General features: G+C 63.3%; 20 protein-coding genes. 14 read left to right on the top strand and 6 right to left on the bottom strand.

What is annotated here, in order from left to right; all coding sequences use genetic code 11:
- The 4 genes from EOC93_RS01435 to EOC93_RS35285 all read right to left on the bottom strand — a co-directional run bounded on the left by EOC93_RS01435 (position 1) and on the right by EOC93_RS35285 (position 3,236).
- A complete protein-coding gene (locus tag EOC93_RS01435) occupies positions 1 to 822 on the bottom strand; it encodes an enoyl-CoA hydratase/isomerase family protein (RefSeq protein ID WP_127203660.1) in 822 nt (273 codons plus the stop codon).
- Positions 823 to 892: 70 nt separating this feature from the next.
- On the bottom strand, positions 893 to 1,822 hold the full coding sequence (locus EOC93_RS01430; RefSeq protein ID WP_127203659.1) for a pseudouridine-5'-phosphate glycosidase: 930 nt from the start codon (positions 1,820 to 1,822) through the stop codon (positions 893 to 895).
- A 30-nt stretch (positions 1,823 to 1,852) separates the two neighbouring features.
- Positions 1,853 to 2,962, bottom strand: a complete 1,110-nt coding sequence (locus tag EOC93_RS01425; RefSeq protein ID WP_095483825.1) for a carbohydrate kinase — start codon at positions 2,960 to 2,962, stop codon at positions 1,853 to 1,855.
- A gap of 139 nt (positions 2,963 to 3,101) precedes the next feature.
- The gene (locus tag EOC93_RS35285) at positions 3,102 to 3,236 is read right to left on the bottom strand and encodes a hypothetical protein (protein WP_280953349.1); all 135 of its coding nucleotides are present in this window, start codon (positions 3,234 to 3,236) and stop codon (positions 3,102 to 3,104) included.
- Here EOC93_RS35285 and EOC93_RS01420 point away from each other — a divergent pair.
- The 5 genes from EOC93_RS01420 (at position 3,235) to EOC93_RS01400 (ending at position 8,120) form a co-directional block, all read left to right on the top strand.
- Positions 3,235 to 4,218: a 2-oxoglutarate and iron-dependent oxygenase domain-containing protein gene (locus tag EOC93_RS01420; protein WP_127203658.1), complete on the top strand. Its 984-nt coding sequence runs from the start codon at positions 3,235 to 3,237 to the stop codon at positions 4,216 to 4,218. The two genes, EOC93_RS35285 and EOC93_RS01420, sit on opposite strands and share 2 nt — an antisense overlap.
- A gap of 66 nt (positions 4,219 to 4,284) precedes the next feature.
- Positions 4,285 to 5,322, top strand: coding sequence for an ABC transporter substrate-binding protein (locus EOC93_RS01415; protein ID WP_095483823.1), 1,038 nt, complete (start codon positions 4,285 to 4,287; stop codon positions 5,320 to 5,322).
- A 94-nt stretch (positions 5,323 to 5,416) separates the two neighbouring features.
- Positions 5,417 to 6,478 carry an ABC transporter ATP-binding protein gene (locus tag EOC93_RS01410; RefSeq protein WP_095483822.1) on the top strand — a complete coding sequence of 354 codons (1,062 nt, stop codon included), beginning with the start codon at positions 5,417 to 5,419 and terminating at the stop codon, positions 6,476 to 6,478.
- On the top strand, positions 6,475 to 7,341 hold the full coding sequence (locus EOC93_RS01405) for an ABC transporter permease (RefSeq protein ID WP_127203657.1): 867 nt from the start codon (positions 6,475 to 6,477) through the stop codon (positions 7,339 to 7,341). Before EOC93_RS01410 ends, EOC93_RS01405 begins: the two co-directional genes overlap by 4 nt.
- Positions 7,338 to 8,120: an ABC transporter permease gene (locus EOC93_RS01400; RefSeq protein WP_095484012.1), complete on the top strand. Its 783-nt coding sequence runs from the start codon at positions 7,338 to 7,340 to the stop codon at positions 8,118 to 8,120. Before EOC93_RS01405 ends, EOC93_RS01400 begins: the two co-directional genes overlap by 4 nt.
- A gap of 39 nt (positions 8,121 to 8,159) precedes the next feature.
- Here the strand turns inward: EOC93_RS01400 and EOC93_RS01395 are convergent, their stop codons facing one another.
- Positions 8,160 to 9,017: a MurR/RpiR family transcriptional regulator gene (locus EOC93_RS01395; protein WP_127203656.1), complete on the bottom strand. Its 858-nt coding sequence runs from the start codon at positions 9,015 to 9,017 to the stop codon at positions 8,160 to 8,162.
- A 179-nt stretch (positions 9,018 to 9,196) separates the two neighbouring features.
- Here EOC93_RS01395 and murA point away from each other — a divergent pair, with 179 nt between their 5' ends.
- From murA to EOC93_RS01350, 9 genes are all read left to right on the top strand, one after another.
- Entirely contained in the window at positions 9,197 to 10,453 is a 1,257-nt protein-coding gene (gene murA, locus EOC93_RS01390; RefSeq protein WP_127203655.1) for a UDP-N-acetylglucosamine 1-carboxyvinyltransferase, read from the top strand.
- The gene (locus EOC93_RS01385; protein WP_127203654.1) at positions 10,450 to 11,340 is read left to right on the top strand and encodes an N-acetylglucosamine kinase; all 891 of its coding nucleotides are present in this window, start codon (positions 10,450 to 10,452) and stop codon (positions 11,338 to 11,340) included. Before murA ends, EOC93_RS01385 begins: the two co-directional genes overlap by 4 nt.
- Before the next feature lie 191 nt (positions 11,341 to 11,531).
- Complete coding sequence (gene murQ / locus EOC93_RS01380) at positions 11,532 to 12,455, top strand: N-acetylmuramic acid 6-phosphate etherase (protein ID WP_127203653.1); 924 nt, start codon at positions 11,532 to 11,534, stop codon at positions 12,453 to 12,455.
- A gap of 113 nt (positions 12,456 to 12,568) precedes the next feature.
- Complete coding sequence (locus EOC93_RS01375) at positions 12,569 to 14,107, top strand: ABC transporter substrate-binding protein (RefSeq protein ID WP_127203652.1); 1,539 nt, start codon at positions 12,569 to 12,571, stop codon at positions 14,105 to 14,107.
- 43 nt (positions 14,108 to 14,150) lie between these two features.
- The gene (locus EOC93_RS01370) at positions 14,151 to 15,110 is read left to right on the top strand and encodes an ABC transporter permease (protein WP_127203651.1); all 960 of its coding nucleotides are present in this window, start codon (positions 14,151 to 14,153) and stop codon (positions 15,108 to 15,110) included.
- Positions 15,110 to 15,949 (top strand): ABC transporter permease, encoded by an 840-nt coding sequence (locus tag EOC93_RS01365; protein ID WP_127203650.1) that lies wholly within the window; start codon positions 15,110 to 15,112, stop codon positions 15,947 to 15,949. Before EOC93_RS01370 ends, EOC93_RS01365 begins: the two co-directional genes overlap by 1 nt.
- Positions 15,946 to 17,691: an ABC transporter ATP-binding protein gene (locus tag EOC93_RS01360; RefSeq protein WP_127203649.1), complete on the top strand. Its 1,746-nt coding sequence runs from the start codon at positions 15,946 to 15,948 to the stop codon at positions 17,689 to 17,691. Before EOC93_RS01365 ends, EOC93_RS01360 begins: the two co-directional genes overlap by 4 nt.
- 232 nt (positions 17,692 to 17,923) lie before the next feature.
- The gene (locus EOC93_RS01355; RefSeq protein ID WP_127203648.1) at positions 17,924 to 18,928 is read left to right on the top strand and encodes a serine hydrolase; all 1,005 of its coding nucleotides are present in this window, start codon (positions 17,924 to 17,926) and stop codon (positions 18,926 to 18,928) included.
- A gap of 7 nt (positions 18,929 to 18,935) precedes the next feature.
- A complete protein-coding gene (locus tag EOC93_RS01350; RefSeq protein WP_127203647.1) occupies positions 18,936 to 20,051 on the top strand; it encodes an anhydro-N-acetylmuramic acid kinase in 1,116 nt (371 codons plus the stop codon).
- Between the two features lie 102 nt (positions 20,052 to 20,153).
- Here EOC93_RS01350 and EOC93_RS01345 read toward each other — a convergent pair whose 3' ends face one another.
- Positions 20,154 to 20,579, bottom strand: coding sequence for a GNAT family N-acetyltransferase (locus tag EOC93_RS01345; protein WP_127203646.1), 426 nt, complete (start codon positions 20,577 to 20,579; stop codon positions 20,154 to 20,156).
- Positions 20,580 to 20,661 lie beyond the last annotated feature (82 nt).

Raw genomic sequence — 20,661 nt, 5'->3', positions numbered from 1 at the left:
TCAGTCGAGGCCCTTGAACGGACCGTCACGGAAAGCGAGATATTCCTTGAGGCTCATCTTGGCGAGGTTGGCCATCCATTCACGGCCTTGCTTGGTGACATGCAGTGCTGCGATCGCCTCGATATTGTATTGGAAGGACGGCAGCAGCCCGGCCACCATCTGCTGGTTGTTGATCGACGCCTTGGTGAACTTCAGCGCCGGAACCGGCATGCGCGCCAGCTTGCGGGCGAGGTTTTCCGTCTTTTCCTTCAACTGATCGGCCGGCACGATCCGGTTGATCAGATGCATGCGCAGCGCCTCCTCGGCGTCGACAAGGTCGCCCGTATACATCAGCCAACGCACGTCGCGCGTGGCGAGCAGCCAAGGCATCATCAGCGCCGGCGGCCCGGAATTGTGGCGCACCTCAGGCTCGCCGAATTTCGCATTGTCGGCGGCGATCGCCAGGTCGCAGCACATCATCAGTTCCAGCGCACCGGCCAGCGCATAGCCGTTGACCGACGCGATGACCGGGATCGGCGCGCGCCAGATGTTGAGCAGCGCTTCAGCGTTCTCGCCCATGTCCTCGCGCCAGAAATCGATGTCGACATCGAAGTCGCCGCCCTGCAGATCGTAGCCGGAGGAGAAGGCACGGCCGGCGCCGGTGATCACCAGCGCGTTGATATCAGGATCGGCAACGGCGGCGGCGAGTGCCTTGTCGATCTCGCGGATCACCGTCTTGTTCATCGCATTGAGCTTGTCGGGACGATTGATGGTGATCGTCGCGAACTTGTCGGTCGCGTCCTTCTCGTAAAGGATCGTCTCGTAGGTGGCCTGCTCGCTCATGCGGTTCTCCTGGTATTTTCGGCAGTCGGAAATCGGAGGTCAGTGAAGCCGGGCTGAGAGTTGACCTTGTCTACGCTGCCATGCGCTTCAGCCGCGCATGCGCCACGGCGATGCGAGCGGCGAGCTCGGCGTTGTTGCGGACCAGCGCGATATTGGCCTTCAGGCTGCGGCCCTGCGAGAGCTCGTTGATGCGGGCGAGCAAGAACGGCGTCAGCTCCTTGCGGCCGATGCCGCGTTTTTCAGCTTCCGCCACGGCCGCAGCGATCGTGCCATCGATGAAGGCTGGATCGAGCGCATCCACTTCCGGAATTGGATTGGCGACGAGGATGCCGGTGCCCGAGCCGATCTGCTCGTGCAGCAGCATGGCCCCAGCAATGTCCTCCGGCGTGTCGAGGCGGTGATCGGCTTTCAGTCCGCTGGAGCGCGTATAGAAGGCCGGAAAATCATCGCTCTGATAGGCAATCACCGGCACGCGCTGGGTCTCCAGATATTCCAGCGTTTTTGCAATATCGAGGATCGATTTCACGCCGGCGCAGACGACCGTGGTGCCGGTCTGCCCGAGTTCGGTCAGGTCGGCCGAGATATCGAAAGTGGCCTCGGCGCCGCGATGCACGCCGCCGACGCCGCCCGTCGCGAAAATGCCGATGCCTGCCAATGCAGCGATCCGCATCGTCGCCGAGACCGTGGTGCCGGCCGATCCGCCGCCCACCATGATTGCCGCGAGGTCGCGCCCGGATGCCTTGACCACGTCTTTTGCCGCTGCCAGCTTTTCCAACTCAGTGTCGTCGAGCCCGACCTTGATCTTGCCCGCAACCACCGCGATCGTGGCGGGAACAGCGCCGTTCTCGCGCACCACGGTTTCAACACCGCGCGCGGTCTCCAGATTGGCCGGATAAGGCATGCCATGGGTGATGATCGTCGATTCCAACGCCACCACCGCACGGCCTTCCCGAAGTGCTGCCGCAACTTCGTCGTTCAGGTGGAGAAGGGAAGTTTTCATCGTCGTCTCGCTTTCAGGGTCGTCTCGCTTTCAAGCGGGAATGCGGTACATGCCGGCGGTGAGGAAGCGCGGCGACAGATCGGGATGAACGCTGGATTCACTCTCGGTGGTCAGCGTGGCGAGCAGCGCGCCGGTGCGCGCTGCGTGGGGCACGGGATCGCCCGAAAGCACCTTGTACATGGTGCCGGCAATCATCGCATCGCCGGCGCCGGTGATGTCGACGGCCCGCGCTGGCACGGAGCGCATCGTCGCCACGCCGCTCTCGGTCGCCACAGCAAATCCATGCGCGCCCATGGTCACGATGACCTCGGCAGCACCGGCCGCGCGCAAGGCAGCGGCAGCGTCTTTCGGCTTCAGCCGCTTGTCGGCATCGGTGATGCCAAGCATGGTGTTGGCCTCGTCGTGATTGGTGAACAACAGGTCGATGCCGGTCAGGTCCTTCGGCAGGCGTGCCGATTTCGGCGACGACACCGTGTCGACGGCGAGCTTGAAACGCGCGCCCTGCTTGCGTGACATCAGCGCTGCGATCGTCGCGGCCGGTAGGTTGCAGTCGATGAACACCCAAGTCGCCGAAGCCAGATGCGGCCAGAAGCGGTCGAGATAGGATGGTGAAAACAGATCGAAAATCTCCATGTCGGCGATGCCGAGCACGAGATCGTTGTTGAGATCGAGGATGGCCGCGTATTCCGCCGTCGGCCGCTCCGTTGTGGTGATCACCTGGCTGACGTCGGCGCCGAGATCGCGCAGATGCCGCACCAGCGAGCGGCCGGTTTCGTCGTCGCCGACAATCGAGACGAAGCTGACGTCGACGCCGAGGCGGACAAGGTTCTCGGCGACGTTGCGGGCGACCCCGCCGAAGCTGCGATAGCCGTCGACCGGGTTCGACGTCTCGAAGATCAGATCCTTCTTGGCGTGGTACTTGCGGTCCAGGACCGCGCCGCCGATGCAGATCATGCGCTTGGAAGCCGGCAACACATAGCCGCGGCCGAGAATGTAGCCCTTGTTGACGAGTTGCACGATGTGGGCCGCGACGGTCGAACGGGCAATGCCGAGCGCGGTCGCTATGTCCTGCTGGCCGGCGAACGGGTTCGCCGCGATGAGGTCCAGAACCGCTTGTTCCTGTGCTCCAAGGTCGTCCATAGTCTCACCCGGCCCGTCCAATTCGTAGCTGAACATTTTCGATATGGACAACAACAGATGATCTTGTCAACATTCGTTTGTAGCTATAACGTCCATCAAACCGGCGTTTCCCCGGCTTCTCTCGAAGCGGGACAAGGCACTAGAGAAGGCACAGCGATGCGCATGCGAGATCATCCGCCCTGCCCGCTTTCACTGCTTCAACACCCTGAAGCGGCCATGCCTGGATTTCGCCTTCTGCGTTTGACAATTCCAACAGGAAGGTGATCGAGATCATGCAGCCTGCGCCTCAAGTCGAAGCAACAGATCAGGGCGAAGCAACAGATCAGGGGATTCCCGTCATCGATGTCGGGCCTTTCATCCGCGGCGAGGCCGGCACCGGCGCTGTCGTTAGGGCTATCGAGACCGCCTGCCGGACCACCGGTTTCTTTCTGGTCACCGGCCATGGCGTGTCGCCCGAGAGGACGATGCGGCTCTATAATCTGGCGCGCGCGTTCTTCGATCTTCCGGAGGACTACAAGCGCAGCCATGGGCGCGGAACCGGCTTGAACGGCGGCGTCGCGTTCTCGCCGATCGCCGACGAGGCGCTGGCCGCCACCAAGGGCATCAAGACACCAGGCGATTACAAGGAAAGCCTGAATTTCGGCCTGCGCCTCAACGGCGACACCTGGCCGGACCAGCCCGAAGGTATCGAGAGCGCCTTTCGTGATTATTTCTCCGAAATGGAGTCGCTTGCCGGGCATCTGCGCCGGATCTTCTGCCAGGCGATCGGCCTCGAGCCCGACTATTTCGAGCCAGCTTTCGAGAACCATCTGTCGGCATTGCGGGTCATCAATTATCCCGAGCAGGAATTGGACCCCCTGCCCGGCCAGCTTCGCGCCGGCGTCCACACCGACTACGGCTTCATGACCATCCTGCGTTCGGAAGCATCGTCCGGCGGCTTGCAGGTGCAAACACGCGACGGCCGCTGGCTCGATGCGCCGTCGATCGACGGCGCCTATGTCGTCAACATCGCCGATGCCTTCATGCGCTGGAGCAACGACGAATGGGTCTCGACGCCGCACCGCGTCGCCAATCCGCCGCGCAACAGGAAAGGCAGCTCGCGCCGCCAGTCGATCCCGTTTTTCGTCAACCCCAGCAAGGAGACGGTGATCTCTTGCCTGGAGCCGTTCTGCACGGACGGCAAGCAGGCCAAATATGAGCCGATCACCTATGGAGACTATATCGAGCTGAAGACCCGACAGGCTTTCGGCCGCTGAACGATGGAGCGCTTCGGCCGTCCCAAAGAACGAATTGATTCAAAAAAATCAACAAGGGGAATTGTGATGACGAAATTCACCAGACGACAGACGCTTGCCGGCATGGGCGCGCTCGGCGCCGCCGGGCTCATCGGAATGCCAGCCATCGCACAGGAGAAGACGCTGATCGTGCCGACGCTCGGCGGCGTCTGGGAACAGTTCTGGCGCTCGACCATCGCACCGGCCTTCGAGAAGGCCTCGGGCGCTAAGGTGACGCTCGATGTCGGCAATGGCCGCGTCTTCGGCGCCAATTTGCGTGCCGCCGGCGTCGACAAGCCGCCCTACTCCATCATCATGACCAATGAGGTGTTCGCGTCCGGCCTGCGCAAGGAGGGCTTCTTCGAAAAACTCGATCTGGCCAAGCTGCCGAATTACAACGACCTCTATCCGCTGGCCAAGATCGCCGACGGTTTCGGCGCCACCGGCGCCATTTCGCCGATCGGCATCGGCTACCGCACCGATCTGGTTCAGACGCCGCCCAAGGCCTGGAAGGACCTGTGGAGCAACGAGGAGTTCAAGGGCAGGATCGGCCTCTATAATTTCGCCAACAGTGCCGGCAAGATGGAGCTGCTGCTGGCCTCAAAGATCTTCGGCAAGGACCAGTACGATGTCGATGCCGGCTTTGACGCCCTCGCCAAGCTGGGCCAGGTGATCCAGGTGGATTTCAATCTTTCCACGGCTTTGTCTTCGGGCGAAATCGTCGTCGCGCCGTTCGATTTCGGCGAGATCGCGCGGCTGCGCAAGCAGGGCCTGCCGGTCGATTGCGTCGTTCCCGAGGAAGGCATGTTCATGTTCGACCAGACGGTCTCGATCCTGGCCAACGGTCCGGAGAAGGAGCTGGCCTATCAATATGCTGACTTCCTGCTGTCGCCGGAAATCCAGATGCTGATGGCGAAGGAATTCTTCGTGTCGCCGACCAACTCCAAGGTGGTCATTCCGGACGACCTCAAGGCAGATGTGCCGGTCTCGGGCGAGGCAATGACCAAGATCCTCACCTGGGACTGGGATTTCGTCAACGAGAAGCAGGGCGAGCTGGCCGAGCGCTGGGCCAAGACGATCCTTTAAAGATCGAGATGGCGCGTCTCGCTTTCGGGGCGCGCCTCCCGCCAGCCGCGCCGCACCTGCGGTGGCGGTCGATCGCCTGTGAAGTGGAGCATTCATGACCGAGGTTAGCATCGAGCGGCTGACCAAGACCTTCGGCACCGCACGCGCGGTCGACGGCATCTCGATCCGTATCGCCGATGGCGAGTTCATTTCGCTGCTCGGTCCGTCGGGCTGCGGCAAGACGACGACGCTGAAGATGATCGCCGGCTTCGAGGAGGCGAGCGAAGGCGCGATCCGCTTCGACGGCAAGGACGTCGTCAACGTGCCGGCCGAAAAGCGCGACATCGGCATGGTGTTCCAGAACTACGCGCTGTTTCCGCACATGACGGTGGACCAGAACCTCGCTTTCGGGCTGGAGATGCGCAAGATCGCCAAGCCCGAAATGCGCAGCCGCATCGCCAAGGTGCTCGATATGGTGCAACTCGGCGGCTATTCCGAGCGCTTTCCGAACCAGCTTTCCGGCGGCCAGCAGCAGCGCGTGGCGCTGGCTCGGGCACTGGTCATCGAGCCGAAGATCCTGCTGCTCGACGAGCCGCTCGCCAATCTCGACGCCAAGCTGCGCGAGGAAATGCGTGTTTTCATCCGCGATCTGCAGCGCCGCGTCGGCATCACCACCGTCTATGTCACGCATGACCAGGCCGAGGCGATGACGATGTCCGACCGGGTCGTGGTCATGTTCGGCGGCCGCATTGCCCAGATCGGGGCGCCGTCCGACATCTATGAGCGCCCCGAAAATCTAGAAATCGCGCAATTCGTCGGCCAGGTGAACCTGATTAAGGGCACGATCATCGGGGCGGCGGAAGCCGGCAAAAGGCGCGTGGCGTCCGTCTTCGGCGAAGTCGCCGTCGACAGCCGCGAAGACTATGCGCCGGGCACCGCCGTCACACTGTCGCTGCGCCCGGAGGCGATCGAACTCAGGCCCGAAGGTCAAGGCGGCGCAGCAGGAAAGGTCACCGCGCGCTACTATTCCGGCAGCATTATCGATTACCGCGTCGCCCTCGATTCCGGAGAGACGCTGCACGTCCAGACCTTTCCGAACATTCGGATTGCCGAAGGCGACCGCGTCAGCGTGCACGCGCCGGCGGATGGGTTCTGGCTGCTCGGGGCAGCAAAATGAGGGCGGCGCGCCGCAAGGGCCTTGGACCGCTGGTCCTGATCGCGCCGGCGGCGGTGCTGCTCGGCATCTTTCTCATCCTGCCCTACCTCAACATCGTGGTGATGAGCTTTCGCATGCCGGGGCAAGGCACGCCTTACGGCCCGGGCTTCACGACAGGCAATTACACCAATTTCTTCGCCGACAGTTTCTACCTGCACCAGGTCGCCAACACGCTGTGGATCGGCCTGCTCACCACCGCGATCTGCCTTGTCGTCGGTTTTCCCGTCGCCTGGCAATTGGCGCGCGGCACCATGCGCTTTCGCGCACTGGCCTACGGGCTGGTGCTGTCGCCGCTGCTGGTCGGCATCGTCATCCGCTCCTATGGCTGGACGATTCTTTTGGGCAATGCCGGCCTCATCAACCGCACGCTGACCGGCATGGGCCTCATCGATCGCCCGCTGCCGCTGATGTACAATGCGCTCGGCATCGTCATCGCGCTGGTCCATGTCTTCCTGCCCTTCATGATCCTGCCGATCATGGCGGGGATCCAGGGCGTCGACCCGTCGCTGGAATCGGCGGCGCGCTCGCTCGGCGCCTCGCGCTTCACCGCCTTCCGCCGCATCGTCCTGCCGCTGTGCACGCCAGGCATCCAGGCCGGCTGCATCCTCGTCTTCGTGCTGTCGCTCAGCGCCTATGTGACGCCGTCGCTGATCGGCGGCCTCAGGGTCAAGACCATGGCCGTCACCGTCGTCGACGCGCTGATCGACACGTTCCAGTGGCCATGGGGCTCGGCGCTGGCGCTGATGCTCTCCGTCACCGGCGCGCTCTGCGTCGTCATCTTCGCGCGGCTGACGCGCATGAAATGGAAAGTGGCGCGACCATGAAGCGGCCGGTGCTCACGCTCTACTGCCTACTGGTCTATGCCTTCCTGCTGGCGCCGATCCTGGTGGTCGTCGGCGCCTCCTTCAACGCCGGTAATTTCCTGACGTTCCCGCCGCAGGGCCTGTCGCTGCGCTGGTATGTGACGTTCTTCCACAATGACGTATTCATGCGCGCGATCCGCACCTCGCTGTGGGTGGCGGCGGTGGCGACCGTCATTTCCGGAACCATCGGCACCATGGCCGCGCTCTACTATGTCCAGCATGCCGGCCGCTGGAAGGAGACGGTGCGCGTCGCCATGCTGGCGCCGCTGCTGCTGCCGGAAGTGCTGACGGCGATCGCGCTGCTGTTCTTCGTCTATGCGATCGGCATCGGCACCACGACCATGATCGGCATGGTCGCCGGCCATGTGCTGATCACGCTGCCCTTCGTCTTCATCAACGTCTCGGCCTCGCTGGAAAGCTTCGACCCGTCCTGGGACATGGCGGCGCGTTCGCTGGGCGCAGACCGCCTGACCCGCTTCCGCCGCATCATGCTGCCGCTGATCAAGCCCGGCGTCATCGGCGGCGCGCTGTTCGCCTTCATCATATCCTTCGACACCTTCACCATCTCGTTCATGCTGAAGGGGATCGGGACGTCGACACTGCCGATCCAGCTCTTCGACTACCTGCGCACCAATTTCACGCCAGAAGCCGCAGCCGTCTCGACCGTATCAATCGTGCTGACGCTGGTGGTGGTGATCGTCTCGGAGAAAGTGCTGGGGCTGCGCATCCATCGCTTCTGAGCTGATGCTGTGCTTGTCATCTGCAACACACCGGCAGCGCTATGATCGATCCGCCTTCAGCACCGAGACGGCCACTTCGCTGTTGTGGACATATTCATTGGCGTCCGGCTGCTTTTGCACGAGCAGGATGAACAGCAAGTCCGTCAGTGTCAGCTGCGCATCGCGTGCGGTGATGGACGAGGAACGTGCACGCTCTTCGTCGGCGATAGTGTAGAGACGGATGTCGGCGACGCGGCTCAACGGATTGTCATGCAGGCCGGTGACGGCGATCACCGTCGTGCCGCGCTTGCGGGCAAGTTCGGCCATCCGCAAGGTTTCGATGCTGGCACCGGAATAGGAGAGGGCGAACAGCACGTCGCCGGGTCCGAGCGTCGAGACATTGGCCATCTGCACATGGCTGTCGCTGTCGTGCAGCACATGACGGCCGAGCTTCATCAGCTTGTAGGAGAAATCGCGCGCCACCAGCGAGGAGGCACCGACACCGACCAGATGAATGCGACGCGCGCGGTCCAGCATTTCCAACGCCCTGGAGATGATCCGCTCGCTGTTGGCGGCGACGGTCTGCTGCATCGACAGAAGCTTGCTGCCGGTCAGCTTCTTCAGGATGATCTGGAAGCTGTCGCCAACCTCGATCGAGCCGTGGATCACTCCAGCCGGCACTTGCCATTCCTGCGCCTTGGCCTCGCTGACGGCGAGCTTGAGTTCCTGATAGCTGACATAGCCCAGCTTCTGGCTGAACTTGACGACGCTCGACTGGCTGCGGCCGATCTCGGCCGCGAGAGCCGCCGTCGACAGGCGCAGCATCTGGTCCGGGTTGTCGATGATGAATTGCCCGATCTGGCGATCACCGGGCGCCATGGTTTCGAGCTTGGCCTCGATCTTCTTCAGGACGGACATGCGTTCCCTTGTCGCCAGTTGCAGGCAATGCCAGCCAAGGAATAAATTATTCCGGCCACGATTGACAGCCAGGAATGATCCATCGACTCTCGAGCCGATGAGACCGGCCAAGATTCGGGCATGAAAGATCGCCTGCGAGCGCGTAAGCTCGTACACATATCAGGTCAGGTTCCAGAGCCATGGACAAATTGCGGATCGCCGGCGGACACAGGCTGCAAGGCGCGGTGACCATCTCCGGCGCCAAGAACGCAGCTTTGCCGCAGATAGCGGCCGCCCTGCTCAGCCCCTATCCGCTGGAGCTGACGAACCTGCCTGATGTGACCGATGTGGAAAATATGCTTGGCGTGGTGAGACTGCACGGCGCCGAGATCACCAGATCAGCCCATGCCGCCACCATCGATACAAGTGCTGCCCTCTCGAAGGAGACATCCTACGACACGGTGAGGCGCATGCGCGCGACGGTGCTTGTTCTCGGCCCGCTGCTTGCCCGCTTCGGCCATGCCAGGGTTTCGCTGCCCGGCGGATGCGCGATCGGCGCACGGCCGATCGACATGCATGTCGCGGCGCTCGCCGCCCTTGGCGCCGACATTGCCATCGAGAACGGGCTGATCGTTGCGTCGGCGTCGGGCGGATTGAGAGGCGCGCGTATCGTGCTGAGCTCGCCGTCGGTCGGAGCGACGGAGACCGCGATGATGGCCGCGACCGCGGCGAAGGGCGAGACCGAAATCCTCAATGCGGCGCGCGAACCGGAGGTGGCGGACCTCGCCGCCTGCCTGAACGCCATGGGCGCCCGGATCGAAGGTGCGGGCACGCACCGCATCCTGATCGAGGGCAGCAGCAATTGGCGTGCTGCCACGCACGACATCATCCCGGACCGGATCGAGGCCGGCACCTACGCGATTGCCGCAGCCATCACCGGTGGCCAGCTCGAGCTGACCCATGCGCGGCTCGAGCACATGGCATCGGTGGTGCAACTGCTCGAGGCCACCGGCGTGAAGGTCTGGCCCGGCGATCGCGGACTGATCGTGTCGAGGGACGGACCTCTGAGGGCGGTCGACGTGACGACGGAACCCTATCCTGGCTTTCCGACCGATCTCCAGGCGCAGTTCATGGCGCTGATGTGCTGTGCCGACGGCGCCTCGCTGTTGCGCGAGACGATCTTCGAGAACCGTTTTATGCATGTGCCCGAGCTGATGCGGCTCGGCGCCAACATCAAGCTGCAAGGGACCATGGCGCTGGTGCGCGGAGGCGAGAAGCTGAAAGGCGCGCAGGTGATGGCCACCGATCTGCGCGCTTCCGTCTCGCTGGTGCTGGCGGCGCTGATCTGCGAAGGCAAGACAGTCATCAACCGCGTCTACCACCTCGACCGTGGCTATGAGCAGCTGGACCGCAAGCTCCGCCTGTGCGGCGCCCAGATCGAGCGGATAAGCGGATGAGCGCCAGCGCGGCGTCTGCGCATTATTTCCTGGGCGTCGACGGCGGCGGAACCGGCTGCCGCGCCCGCATCGAAGACGAAGCGGGAACGGTGCTGGGGCAAGGCTTGTCGGGCCCGGCAACAACGCGGCTCGGCATCGACGCGGCCTGGGCCTCCGTTGCCAAAGCGTTTGACGCGGCGATCGAGGAGGCGGGTTTCGAGGCGGCTGAAATCGCCCGCATCCACGCGGGCATTGGCCTTGCCGGCATCGGGCGCAAGGGTGCGCTGGAGGCGTTTCGGGCGATCGCACATCCCTTTGCCAGCATCGACTTCGTCAGCGACGGCGTCGGCGCCTGCCTTGGCGCCCATTCGGGCCAGGACGGCGCCATCGTCATCGCCGGCACTGGCTCGATCGGCATCGGTTTTGTCGACGGGCACGAGCTGCGCGTCGGCGGCTACGGTTTTCCGATCTCCGACGAGGGAAGCGGCGCCGATCTTGGACTGAAGGCCGTGCAGCTCGCCTTGCGCGCCCACGATGGCCGGCACGAGCGGACAGCACTTCTGGCAGAGGTCATGCAGCGTTTCAAGGACGACCCGATCGAGGCGGTCGCCTGGATGGACCGCGCCACAGCGACCGACTATGCGGCCTTCGCACCCATGGTGATCCGCCACGCCGACCAGGGAGATCCGGTCGGACGACGCATCGTGCAAGGTGCGGCCGAGCAAGTTGATACTTTCGTGCGGGTGCTTTTCGAAAAAGGCGCGCCACGGGTGACGTTGCTGGGAGGGTTGTCCAGCCCGCTCGAGCCGTGGCTTTCTCCCGACGTCCGCCGGCGTCTGAACCCCGCCGATGGCGACGCGGTTTCAGGGGCCATCATCCTGGCCAAAAAGTCTCTTGGCGGCCGATAGCGTCCCAACACAAGGAATAGAATATTATATTCCACTGTCCGTTGACACTGCGAATAATCAATTCTAGAAAGTTAACAAAGCAGAAACCGGGACAGCCGACACGAAGCCAATGCCAACCACTGGCACTGGTCGACGCTTGGCGCGGCATCACATTAGTACTTGCTGGCGGCAAGAACTTTGAAAGCAAGTGGATGAGCGAACAAGGGTTGATGTCGGAGCTGGAGCGGTTGGTTTCCGAGGATCGGAACCCGAAGACGATGGATATCGACCTGCTGCCGACCATCGATATCCTGCGCAAGATCAATGACGAGGACAGAGGCGTTCCGGCCGCCATCGAGAAGGTCATTCCGGAAATCGCCGCCGCCGTAGACCGGATTGTGGCTGCTTTCCAGAACGGTGCGCGGCTTGTCTATATGGGTGCCGGCACGAGCGGCCGGCTGGGGGTCCTCGATGCCTCGGAGTGTCCGCCCACCTTCGGCGTGCCCGAGAGCATGGTGGTGGGCCTGATCGCAGGCGGTCCCGATGCGCTGGTGCGGTCCGCCGAGGGCGCGGAGGATGATCCAAAACAGGGCATGAAGGCTCTGCAGGAGATCAATCTCACCGCCGACGATGTGGTGGTCGGCATCGCGGTCAGCGGGCGCACGCCCTATGTCATCGGCGGCTTGACCTATGCAAGGCAGGTGGGCGCGACGACCGTGGCGCTGTCCTGCAATCCCAGGTCGATCATCGCCGGCCTTGCCGACATCGCCATCTCTCCGCTTGTCGGCCCCGAGGTTCTCAGCGGCTCGACCCGGCTGAAGTCGGGAACGGCGCAAAAGCTCGTCCTCAACATGCTGACGACCGCCAGCATGATCCGCATCGGCAAGAGCTATCAGAACCTGATGGTGGACCTTAACCCTAGCAACAAGAAGCTCGTCGCCAGGGCCGTCCGGATCGTCATGCAGACGACCGGTTGCGCGGCGCAACAGGCACGACAAGCACTCGACCAGACCGACAATGACGTCAAGCTGGCGATACTGGTGACGATCACCGGCATGGGCGTCGAAGAGGCGCGCGAGGCGCTTGGCGCTGCCGGAGGGTTCCTGCGAAAGGCGATAGGCGAAAAGACGGTGTGAAGCCGCATGGATACTGGGCCGACAGACTGGGCCGACATTCTGGGGACGCGTGTCTCTTTGAAGCGGTCCGGGGAACTGCAAGGCATCGAGTTCGATCATAATGGGAGACGACGATGGTACAGCACCTTACCAAGAAACTGCTTTCCGGCATGACGCTACCTGGCATTGCCTTGGCGGCGATGCTCGGCATTGCGGCAGTCCCGGCGCAGGCGGATGCGGCGACGCTGCGTATGGCCTGGGCGCAGGACGCCACGGGGCTTGATCCGCACAAGCAGACGGCCTTTTCGTCACTGCGGCTGCTGGAGCTGATCTACGAACCGCTGGTGCGGCTCGACGCAAGTTTGCAGATCACGCCGGCCATCGCCGATTCCTGGCAGTTCTCGGCGGAAGGCAAGGAGCTGACCTTCAAGCTCAATCCGAAAGCAAAATTCCAGAACGGCGCGGCGGTGACGTCGGCCGATGTAAAGGCATCGTTCGAACGGATACTCGACGAGAAGACAAGCGCTGCCGCCCGCGCCAACTTCCTTTCGATCGCCAGCATCGATACGCCAGATCCAGCCACCGTCGTGTTTCACCTGTCGCAGCCGGATGTTCCGATCCTGACGGCGATGAGCGACATCAACGCAGCCATTGTTCCGGGTAGTGAAATCGCCGCCGGCTCGATCGGCACGACGACGATCGGCTCGGGTCCGTTCAAGCTCGAGAAATGGGATCCGAATTCCAAGGAAGTGCTTGTCGCCAACAAGGACTGGGCCGGTGGCGCGACCGGCGTCGACGGCATCGACATCTCGGTGCTGCCGGACGAAACGGCGATCCTGGCGGCGCTGCGCACCAAGCAGATTGATTTCGCGCTGCTCAACGACCCGCTTGTCGCCACGCTGGTTCCAAAGGAAGCTAGCCTGCAATTGAACCGCGTGCCGGTGCTTGCCTATCACGTGCTGCAGCTCAATCCGTCACGCAAGCCGATGACCGAGCTCAAGGTGCGTCAAGCCATCTCTTGCGCCATCGACCGGCAGGAGGTGCTGGACACCGCCTCGCTTGGCGAAGGCAAGATCACCGGTCCGCTGACGATCCCTGCTCTGGCGACCGATCCGAACCAATTGTTCTGCTACACGCGCGACGTCGAGAAGGCCAAGCAACTGATGGCCGAAGCCGGCTATGCCGACGGCTTTTCAGCAAGCGTGATCGGCGCCACCGGCGAGCCGCCGACGGCGGCGGCCGAAGCCCAGGTCATCCAGTCGCAGCTCGCCGAAATCGGCGTCAAGCTCGACATCAAGATGATGGAGCTCAATGTCTATGTCGATGCCTGGCTGAAGGGCGATTTCGACATGGCCATCGCCTTGAACGGCGGCAGGGCCGATCCCTACACGATGTACAATCGCTACTGGACCAAGGCCGGAAACCTGCAGAAGGTGGCGAACTATATCGACGACACGCTCGACGGACTGATGCAGAAAGGCCGCACCGAGACCGACCCGGCGGCACGCAAGGTGATCTTTGGCGATTTCGAGAAACATATCACCGAGATGTCGCCCTGGATCTGGCTCTACACCTCGTACAGCTATACGGCCCAGCAGAAGAATGTCGGAGGGTTCGTGCCGGTGCCGACCGGATCGCTGTTCAGCCTCGCCAAGGTAACGCTCCAGCAGTAACCAACTCCGGCTTCGGACCTATCGCCCGAGAGGTATTCTTCGCGTGAACTATCTGATGCGACGGCTGGCGACATTTCCTCTCGTCCTGATTGGCGTGTCCGTTCTCGTTTTCGTGGCGATCCGGATGGTTCCGGGCGACTCGATCACGGCGATGCTGGGGACCGAAGCCGGCCTCCTTACGCCCGCGCAGCGTGATGCGCTTGCAGCCTATTTCGGCATCGATCAGCCCTGGTTCATCCAGTACTGGCGCTGGCTGCTCGGTCTCTTGCACGGCAATCTGGGCATCTCGGTCACCTATGGCAAGCCGGTCCTCGACGTTATCCTCGAGCGCTTCCCGCTCACGCTCGAGCTGGCGCTGCTGGCGATGATCATCGCGCTTGCGGTCGGCATGCCGGCGGGGGTTTTCGCCGCCACGCACAATGAGAAGCTATCGGATCTCGGCGTGCGCGTGGTCGCGATGATCGGTCAGTCGACGCCGAATTTCGTTCTTGCCCTGCTGATCATCTATACGCTGTCCGCCGGCTTTGGCGTGCTGCCGGCAATGGGCGCTTTTTCGCCGCTGTGGCAGGATCCGCTGCGCAATCTGAGCCAACTGCTGCTGCCCGCGGTCACGCTTGGATTTGCCTTCGCGGCCTCGGTAACCCGCATATCGCGTTCGGCCATGCTCGACGTGCTGAGCGACGACTATGTTAGGACGGCCCGCAGCAAGGGCGCCTCCAATCGCGCCGTCATCTGGCGCCACGCTCTGCCCAATGCGCTGATCCCAGTCGTGACGCTGAGCGGCATCGAGTTCGGCTACCTCCTGGGCGGCGCCGTCATCGTCGAGCAGATCTATGCGCTGCCGGGTCTCGGACGCATGATCCTGGATGCGATCCTGCAGCGCGACTATGCGCTGGTGCAGGGAAGCGTCCTGTTCATCGCCTTCAACTTCATGATCGTCAACCTCCTGGTCGACCTCGCCTATGTCGCGCTCGATCCGCGCATCCGGCTGGGGGAGCGCTGATGCGTATTCTGCGCGCCATCTTCGCGCATACCAGCGGCCGGATCGGCGGCGCGATCGTCGCGCTCTATCTGCTGCTTGCGATCCTCGGAATGCTGGGACTGACGCCGCACAATCCGCTGATGCAGTATCGCGTCGACCGGCTGCACGCGCCCGACAGCGCCTACTGGATGGGCACGGACCTGTTCGGCCGCGATGTGGCAAGCCGGCTAATGACCGGGATCGGCCAATCCTTCACGGTGGCGTTCTTCTCGGTCGCTTTCGCAACGCTCGCCGGCACCGTTCTCGGGCTGGCGGCAGCGTGGTTCGGACGCCGCTGGGACGGCCTGCTGATGCGCATCATGGACGTGCTGCTGGCGTTCCCGGCGATCCTTCTGGCGCTGCTGATCGTCACGGTTGCAGGGCCGGGAACATGGACCAGCATCGTTGCCATCGCCATCGTCTACACGCCGATTTTCACGCGCGTCGTGCGCGGCCCTGCGCTGTCGCTCAAGGCGCGTGAATTCGTCGACGCCGCGCGCACTTTCGGCTCCAGTTCAAGCTACATCCTGACCCGGCATCTGCTGCTCAACCTGGTGGCGCCGTTGACCGTCCAGGTTACTCTGGCGCTGGCCTGGGCATTGTTGACGGAGGCCGGCTTGAGCTTCCTCGGCCTTGGCACACAGCCGCCCGCCGCGTCGCTCGGACTGATGCTGAGCGACAGCCGCAACCTCATGGAAACAGCTCCCTGGCTGATGATCTTCCCGGGTCTCGCCATCATGGTCAGCATCCTGGGCTTCAACCTGCTTGGCGATGCCTTGCGCGATATTCTCGATCCGAAGATGCGGAGGTCGATCGCGTGATGCCGCTTCTGTCCATCACCGACCTGCGCGTCGGCTTCGGCCGCAACCCTGAAGCCAATGAGGTCGTTCGCGGCGTCGGTTTCGACCTCGCCGAAGGCGAGACACTGGCAATCGTCGGCGAAAGTGGCTCGGGCAAGTCGGTCACCGCGCTGTCGATCAACCGCCTCGTCGACTATGGCGGCGGCCGCATCACCGGCGGCTCGATCAAGCTGAGACGGGCCGACAACAGCGTCTTCGACCTGTTGACGGCGACCGAGCCGCAACTGACAAAGATCCGCGGCGCCGAGATCGGCATGATTTTCCAGGAGCCGATGACCTCGCTCAATCCGGTGCTGACCATCGGCACGCAGATCGAGGAATCGTTTCGCCTGCATCGCGGCCTGACCGGCCGGCAGGCTACGGCTGCAGCGAAGGATGCGCTCGATCGCGTGCGCATTCCGGATGCGGCGCGGCGGCTGGAATACACACCGAACCAGCTGTCGGGCGGGATGCTGCAGCGCGTGATGATCGCCATGGCGCTCGCCTGCAATCCGCGCCTGCTCATAGCTGACGAGCCGACGACGGCGCTTGACGTGACGGTGCAGGCGCAGATCATGGCGCTGCTCGCCGAGCTCAAGCGGGAAACCGGCATGTCGATGATCTTCATCACGCACGACATCGGCCTGGTCGCCGGCATCGCCGACAAGATCATGGTGATGCAGGGCGGCGAGGCCGTCGAGCAGGGCGAGTTGAACCAGATACTCGACCATCCGCAGCACCCCTACACGCAGCATCTGCTGCACGCCGTGCCGCATTTCGCCAGCGGTCGCGCGACGCGCTCGGACGGGCGACGCGAACAGGACAAAGGCACCGAGCCGGCGCTGAAGGTCGACGGCCTGGTGGTGCGGTTTCCGGTCAAATCAGGTTTCTTCGGCCGCGCCAGCGGCGCCGTGCATGCGGTCGACGGCGTCGATTTCGACCTGATGCCCGGCGAGACACTGGCCATCGTCGGCGAGAGCGGCTCCGGCAAATCCACCACCGCGCGCGCGATCCTGGGGCTTGTGCGGTCGACGCGCGGCACATTCTCGGCCGGCGCGCGGAAGGCTGCCGCCGAGCAGAGCGCCCTGCCAGTGCAGATGGTGTTCCAGAACCCCTACGCTTCGCTCAATCCCAGGCTCAGCATCGCCAGCATTCTGGCGGAACCGGTGATCGCCACCGGCCGTGTGAACGCGCAGACGCGGGAGAAAATGGCCGCGCTGCTGAAGCGCGTCGGCCTGCCGGAAAGTAGTCTTGAACGATACCCGCACGAATTCTCGGGCGGCCAACGGCAAAGACTGTGCATCGCCCGCGCGCTGATGCTCAATCCTTCCGTCGTCGTCCTGGACGAAGCGGTCTCCGCGCTCGATGTCTCGGTGCAGGCCAGGGTTCTGGAGCTGTTGGTCGACCTGCAGCGCGAGTTCGGGCTGGCCTATCTGTTCATTTCGCATGACATGGCTGTCGTCGAGCGGATCGCCCACCGCATCGCGGTCATCTATGCCGGCCAGATCGTCGAGATCGGCGACGCCACATCGGTGTTGTCGGAGCCGAAGCATTCCTACACGAAGAAGCTCATTGCGGCGGTTCCCACCATCGACCGGCGGCGCGAGCATTTCGAACTGGACACGCGCCAGGTCCCCTCGCTTGTGCGGCCGCTGGGATTTGAACCGGAGCCGGCGAGGTGGGATGAGTTCGGGCCGGATCACAGAGCGAGGGTGGAAGCGTGATGCATGTCGCCCAAAATTATCCAGACGCAGCGGGACAGCGCCCCCCTCTGTCCTGCCGGACATCTCCCCCTCAAGGGGGGAGATTGGATATCGCCTTCGGTTTCGCCAATTTTCAACGCGGAAAGAAATGGACGGCGGCGCCAAAACTGCCAATCTCCCCCCTTGAGGGGGAGATGTCCGGCAGGACAGAGGGGGGTGTCGTAAAGCGCCAAGTTTCGAGCGGAGGCTGGCATTGACCGACCTCGCCCACTTCTTCGACCGCGCCTTCGCCCCTCTCGAAGCGGCGGTGGCTGCCTCACGCATTCCCGGCGGCGTGCTCGGCATGGTCGATCGGCATGGCGACCGCTTCGTCCGGGCAATCGGCTCGGCTCAAATCGTGCCGAAGGTGCGGCCGATGCATGTCGAAACCTGGTTCGATCTCGCCTCGTTGACCAAAATCATCTTCACCACGCCGCGCATCCTGGCGCTGGCCGAAGACGGCGTCATCGATCTCGATGCACCGCTGATCTCGGTTCTATCAGATATTCGCCAGTATGATGAAAAGGCCTGGGAGCGGAAGGTGACGTTTCGCCAGTGCCTCGGTCATCAGACACAGTTTCCCGCCGTCGCGCCAATCTACACCTACGGGCGCGACCCCGAGCTGTTGCGCGCCTTCGTCCTGCAGCGCGAATGGCAGGCCGGGGAACCGGTCTATTCCGATATCAACTTCATCCTGCTCGGCTTTGCCCTGGAGCGCGTGTCGGGAAAGGCCATCGGCGACATGGACCCCGGCCCGGGCTTTGCGTTCTCCGCCGAGCCGGATGCCTCGGCGGCTACGGAAGACTGCACCTGGCGTCATCGCGTGCTCTGCGGCGAGGTCCACGACGACAATTGCTCGGCGCTGCAAGGTGCGGGTCATGCCGGGCTGTTCGGAACGGCGGCGTCTATCCTCGACTTTGCACAAGGGTTGCTGGACGGGACCGGCGCATCCGAGCGTTCGATCGCGCTGATGCGCATGCCGCTCTCTCCGACGCGCACCCATGGCTGGGAGCGACCCTATGAAGGCTGGTCCGGCGGCCGGCTGTGCAGCCCTGGGACGATCGGGCATACCGGCTTTACCGGCACCGGCCTGTGGATCGACTTCGACAAAGGCAAGGCATGGACCTTGCTCACCAACCGGATCCATCCGACACGTCATTTCAACAGCGGGATCGCAGCGCTTCGCCAATCGATCGGCGATCTCGTCAACGGAGCCTAGGATAGTTATGGAACCAATCTGGGCCGTCGGTCTGATGACCGGCACCGTCCTTGACGGCAATATCGATGTTGCGCTGATCAAGACCGACGGCGAGCGGATCGCGGATTTCGGCACCTACACGCTGGCGCCCTACCCCAGGTCGATCCGGACCCTGCTGGAGGAGACGCTAGATCAGGCCAGGGTGTGGAATTTCACCGGACCGGAACCGGCGATTTTTCGCGAGGCCGAAGAGGCGCTGACGCGCGCCCAGTCCGCGGCGGTCAAGGACCTGGTCGAAAGCTACGGTCTGACGATGGCCGATATTGGGATCGTCGGCTTCCATGGCCAGACGGTGCTGCATCGCGCGCCGCAAGTCGGCCGGCTCGGCCAGACCCGCCAGCTCGGCGATGGCGCTTTGATGCATGCCATTCTGGGTACCAAGGTGGCCTATGACTTCCGCTCGGCCGACATGCGCGCCGGCGGGCAAGGCGCGCCGCTGTCCGCCGCCTATCACGCGGCGCTTTTGCGCGATGCCGATACCAGCGGCGACACGGCTGTGCTCAATCTCGGCGGCGTTGCCAACATCACCTGGTGGGACGGCAAGGACAATGTCGTCGCTTTCGACACCGGGCCTGCCAACGCGCCGCTGAACGATTTCATCAAGTCGAAAGGTTTGGGTGAGATGGACCGCGACGGCGCATTGGCCCGCGCGGGCACCGTCGACGAAGCCCGGCTGGTCAAGCTGTTGCAGCATCCCTATCTGGCCAAGCCCTATCCAAAATCGCTGGACCGGTTCGATTTCGGCGCGGCCATGGCGGACGGGATGAACGCTGAGGATGGCGCAGCACTTCTGACGGCATTCACGGCCGCAGCCGTCGGCAAGGCACTCGACCTTCTGCCGCGCCGGCCGACGCGGCTGGTGGTCAGCGGTGGCGGCCGCCACAATCCGACGATCATGGCCATGCTTGCCAGCCGCGCCGGCGTCGAAGCCGTGCCGGCGGAGGCGCTCGGCTGGAAGGGCGACGCAGTGGAGGCGGAGTGCTTTGCCTTCCTTGCGGTTCGCATGCTCAGGGGCCTGCCGATCAGCTTCCCGACCACCACCGGTGTGCCACAGCCGATGCGCGGCGGGCGCCTTGCCGGCTAGAGCGGTTCATCGTTTCACGGAAACGCCGAACCGCTCTATCTCTTTGTTTTTGCGCAATTCCGGACGGAAAACCGTTTCACACTTTTCCTGGAATTGCTCTAATTAAGCCAACAATTTCTTCTGCAGGAAGACGCGGCTGCGGCCGACGGGAAAATCGGGAAGCACGCCGAAAGGCCGGTATCCCTGACGCTCATAGGCCTTGGCCGCTTTCGGATTGAACGTGTCGATCAAGGCGCCGTGACAGCCGCGCGCGACGGCTTCCTGTTCGGCCGAATCCAGCATATTGCCGGCCATGTGCTGGCCGCGCAGGCGCTCATCAACCCAGAGCCATTGCACATAGAGCCAGCCCCAGGCGGTGTATCCCGAGATACCGGCGACAACGGCGCCATGCTCATTGCGCACGAACACCGCGAGCGCCTTCCTGTTGGCCGGACCGACATCGCTGTCGTTGAACGCGCTGAGCCGCTCCCCGAGAAAAGCGAGCTCTTTCGGCGAAGGGTCTGCGGTGGTTTCAAGCGTCGTGTTCATCCCATGTCCAGACGGGCTCGCAGCCGGATATCCGTATACAGGGCCGCGCGTCCTTCCGGACTGTGGCACTTTCATTTGCATT

The sequence above is a fragment of the Mesorhizobium sp. M6A.T.Ce.TU.002.03.1.1 genome (genome assembly GCF_003997275.1).
GTDB classification, from domain to species: Bacteria; Pseudomonadota; Alphaproteobacteria; order Rhizobiales; family Rhizobiaceae; genus Mesorhizobium; species Mesorhizobium mediterraneum.
Note: the sequence above shows the minus strand (reverse complement) of the source record. Positions and strands in the feature narration are given on the sequence as shown.

Excerpts from the sequence above, each read along its gene's own strand:
- EOC93_RS35285 (WP_280953349.1), bottom strand. The coding sequence starts at position 3,236 with ATGATCTCGATCACCTTCCTGTTGGAATTGTCAAACGCAGAAGGCGAA.
- EOC93_RS01420 (WP_127203658.1), top strand. The coding sequence starts at position 3,235 with ATGCAGCCTGCGCCTCAAGTCGAAGCAACAGATCAGGGCGAAGCAACA.
- EOC93_RS01430 (WP_127203659.1), bottom strand. The coding sequence starts at position 1,822 with ATGAAAACTTCCCTTCTCCACCTGAACGACGAAGTTGCGGCAGCACTT.
- EOC93_RS01410 (WP_095483822.1), top strand. The coding sequence starts at position 5,417 with ATGACCGAGGTTAGCATCGAGCGGCTGACCAAGACCTTCGGCACCGCA.
- EOC93_RS01350 (WP_127203647.1), top strand. The coding sequence starts at position 18,936 with ATGGAACCAATCTGGGCCGTCGGTCTGATGACCGGCACCGTCCTTGAC.
- EOC93_RS01365 (WP_127203650.1), top strand. The coding sequence starts at position 15,110 with ATGCGTATTCTGCGCGCCATCTTCGCGCATACCAGCGGCCGGATCGGC.
- EOC93_RS01385 (WP_127203654.1), top strand. The coding sequence starts at position 10,450 with ATGAGCGCCAGCGCGGCGTCTGCGCATTATTTCCTGGGCGTCGACGGC.
- EOC93_RS01415 (WP_095483823.1), top strand. The coding sequence starts at position 4,285 with ATGACGAAATTCACCAGACGACAGACGCTTGCCGGCATGGGCGCGCTC.
- EOC93_RS01395 (WP_127203656.1), bottom strand. The coding sequence starts at position 9,017 with ATGTCCGTCCTGAAGAAGATCGAGGCCAAGCTCGAAACCATGGCGCCC.
- murA (WP_127203655.1), top strand. The coding sequence starts at position 9,197 with ATGGACAAATTGCGGATCGCCGGCGGACACAGGCTGCAAGGCGCGGTG.
- EOC93_RS01435 (WP_127203660.1), bottom strand. The coding sequence starts at position 822 with ATGAGCGAGCAGGCCACCTACGAGACGATCCTTTACGAGAAGGACGCG.
- EOC93_RS01425 (WP_095483825.1), bottom strand. The coding sequence starts at position 2,962 with ATGGACGACCTTGGAGCACAGGAACAAGCGGTTCTGGACCTCATCGCG.
- EOC93_RS01405 (WP_127203657.1), top strand. The coding sequence starts at position 6,475 with ATGAGGGCGGCGCGCCGCAAGGGCCTTGGACCGCTGGTCCTGATCGCG.
- EOC93_RS01375 (WP_127203652.1), top strand. The coding sequence starts at position 12,569 with ATGGTACAGCACCTTACCAAGAAACTGCTTTCCGGCATGACGCTACCT.
- murQ (WP_127203653.1), top strand. The coding sequence starts at position 11,532 with ATGAGCGAACAAGGGTTGATGTCGGAGCTGGAGCGGTTGGTTTCCGAG.
- EOC93_RS01345 (WP_127203646.1), bottom strand. The coding sequence starts at position 20,579 with ATGAACACGACGCTTGAAACCACCGCAGACCCTTCGCCGAAAGAGCTC.
- EOC93_RS01400 (WP_095484012.1), top strand. The coding sequence starts at position 7,338 with ATGAAGCGGCCGGTGCTCACGCTCTACTGCCTACTGGTCTATGCCTTC.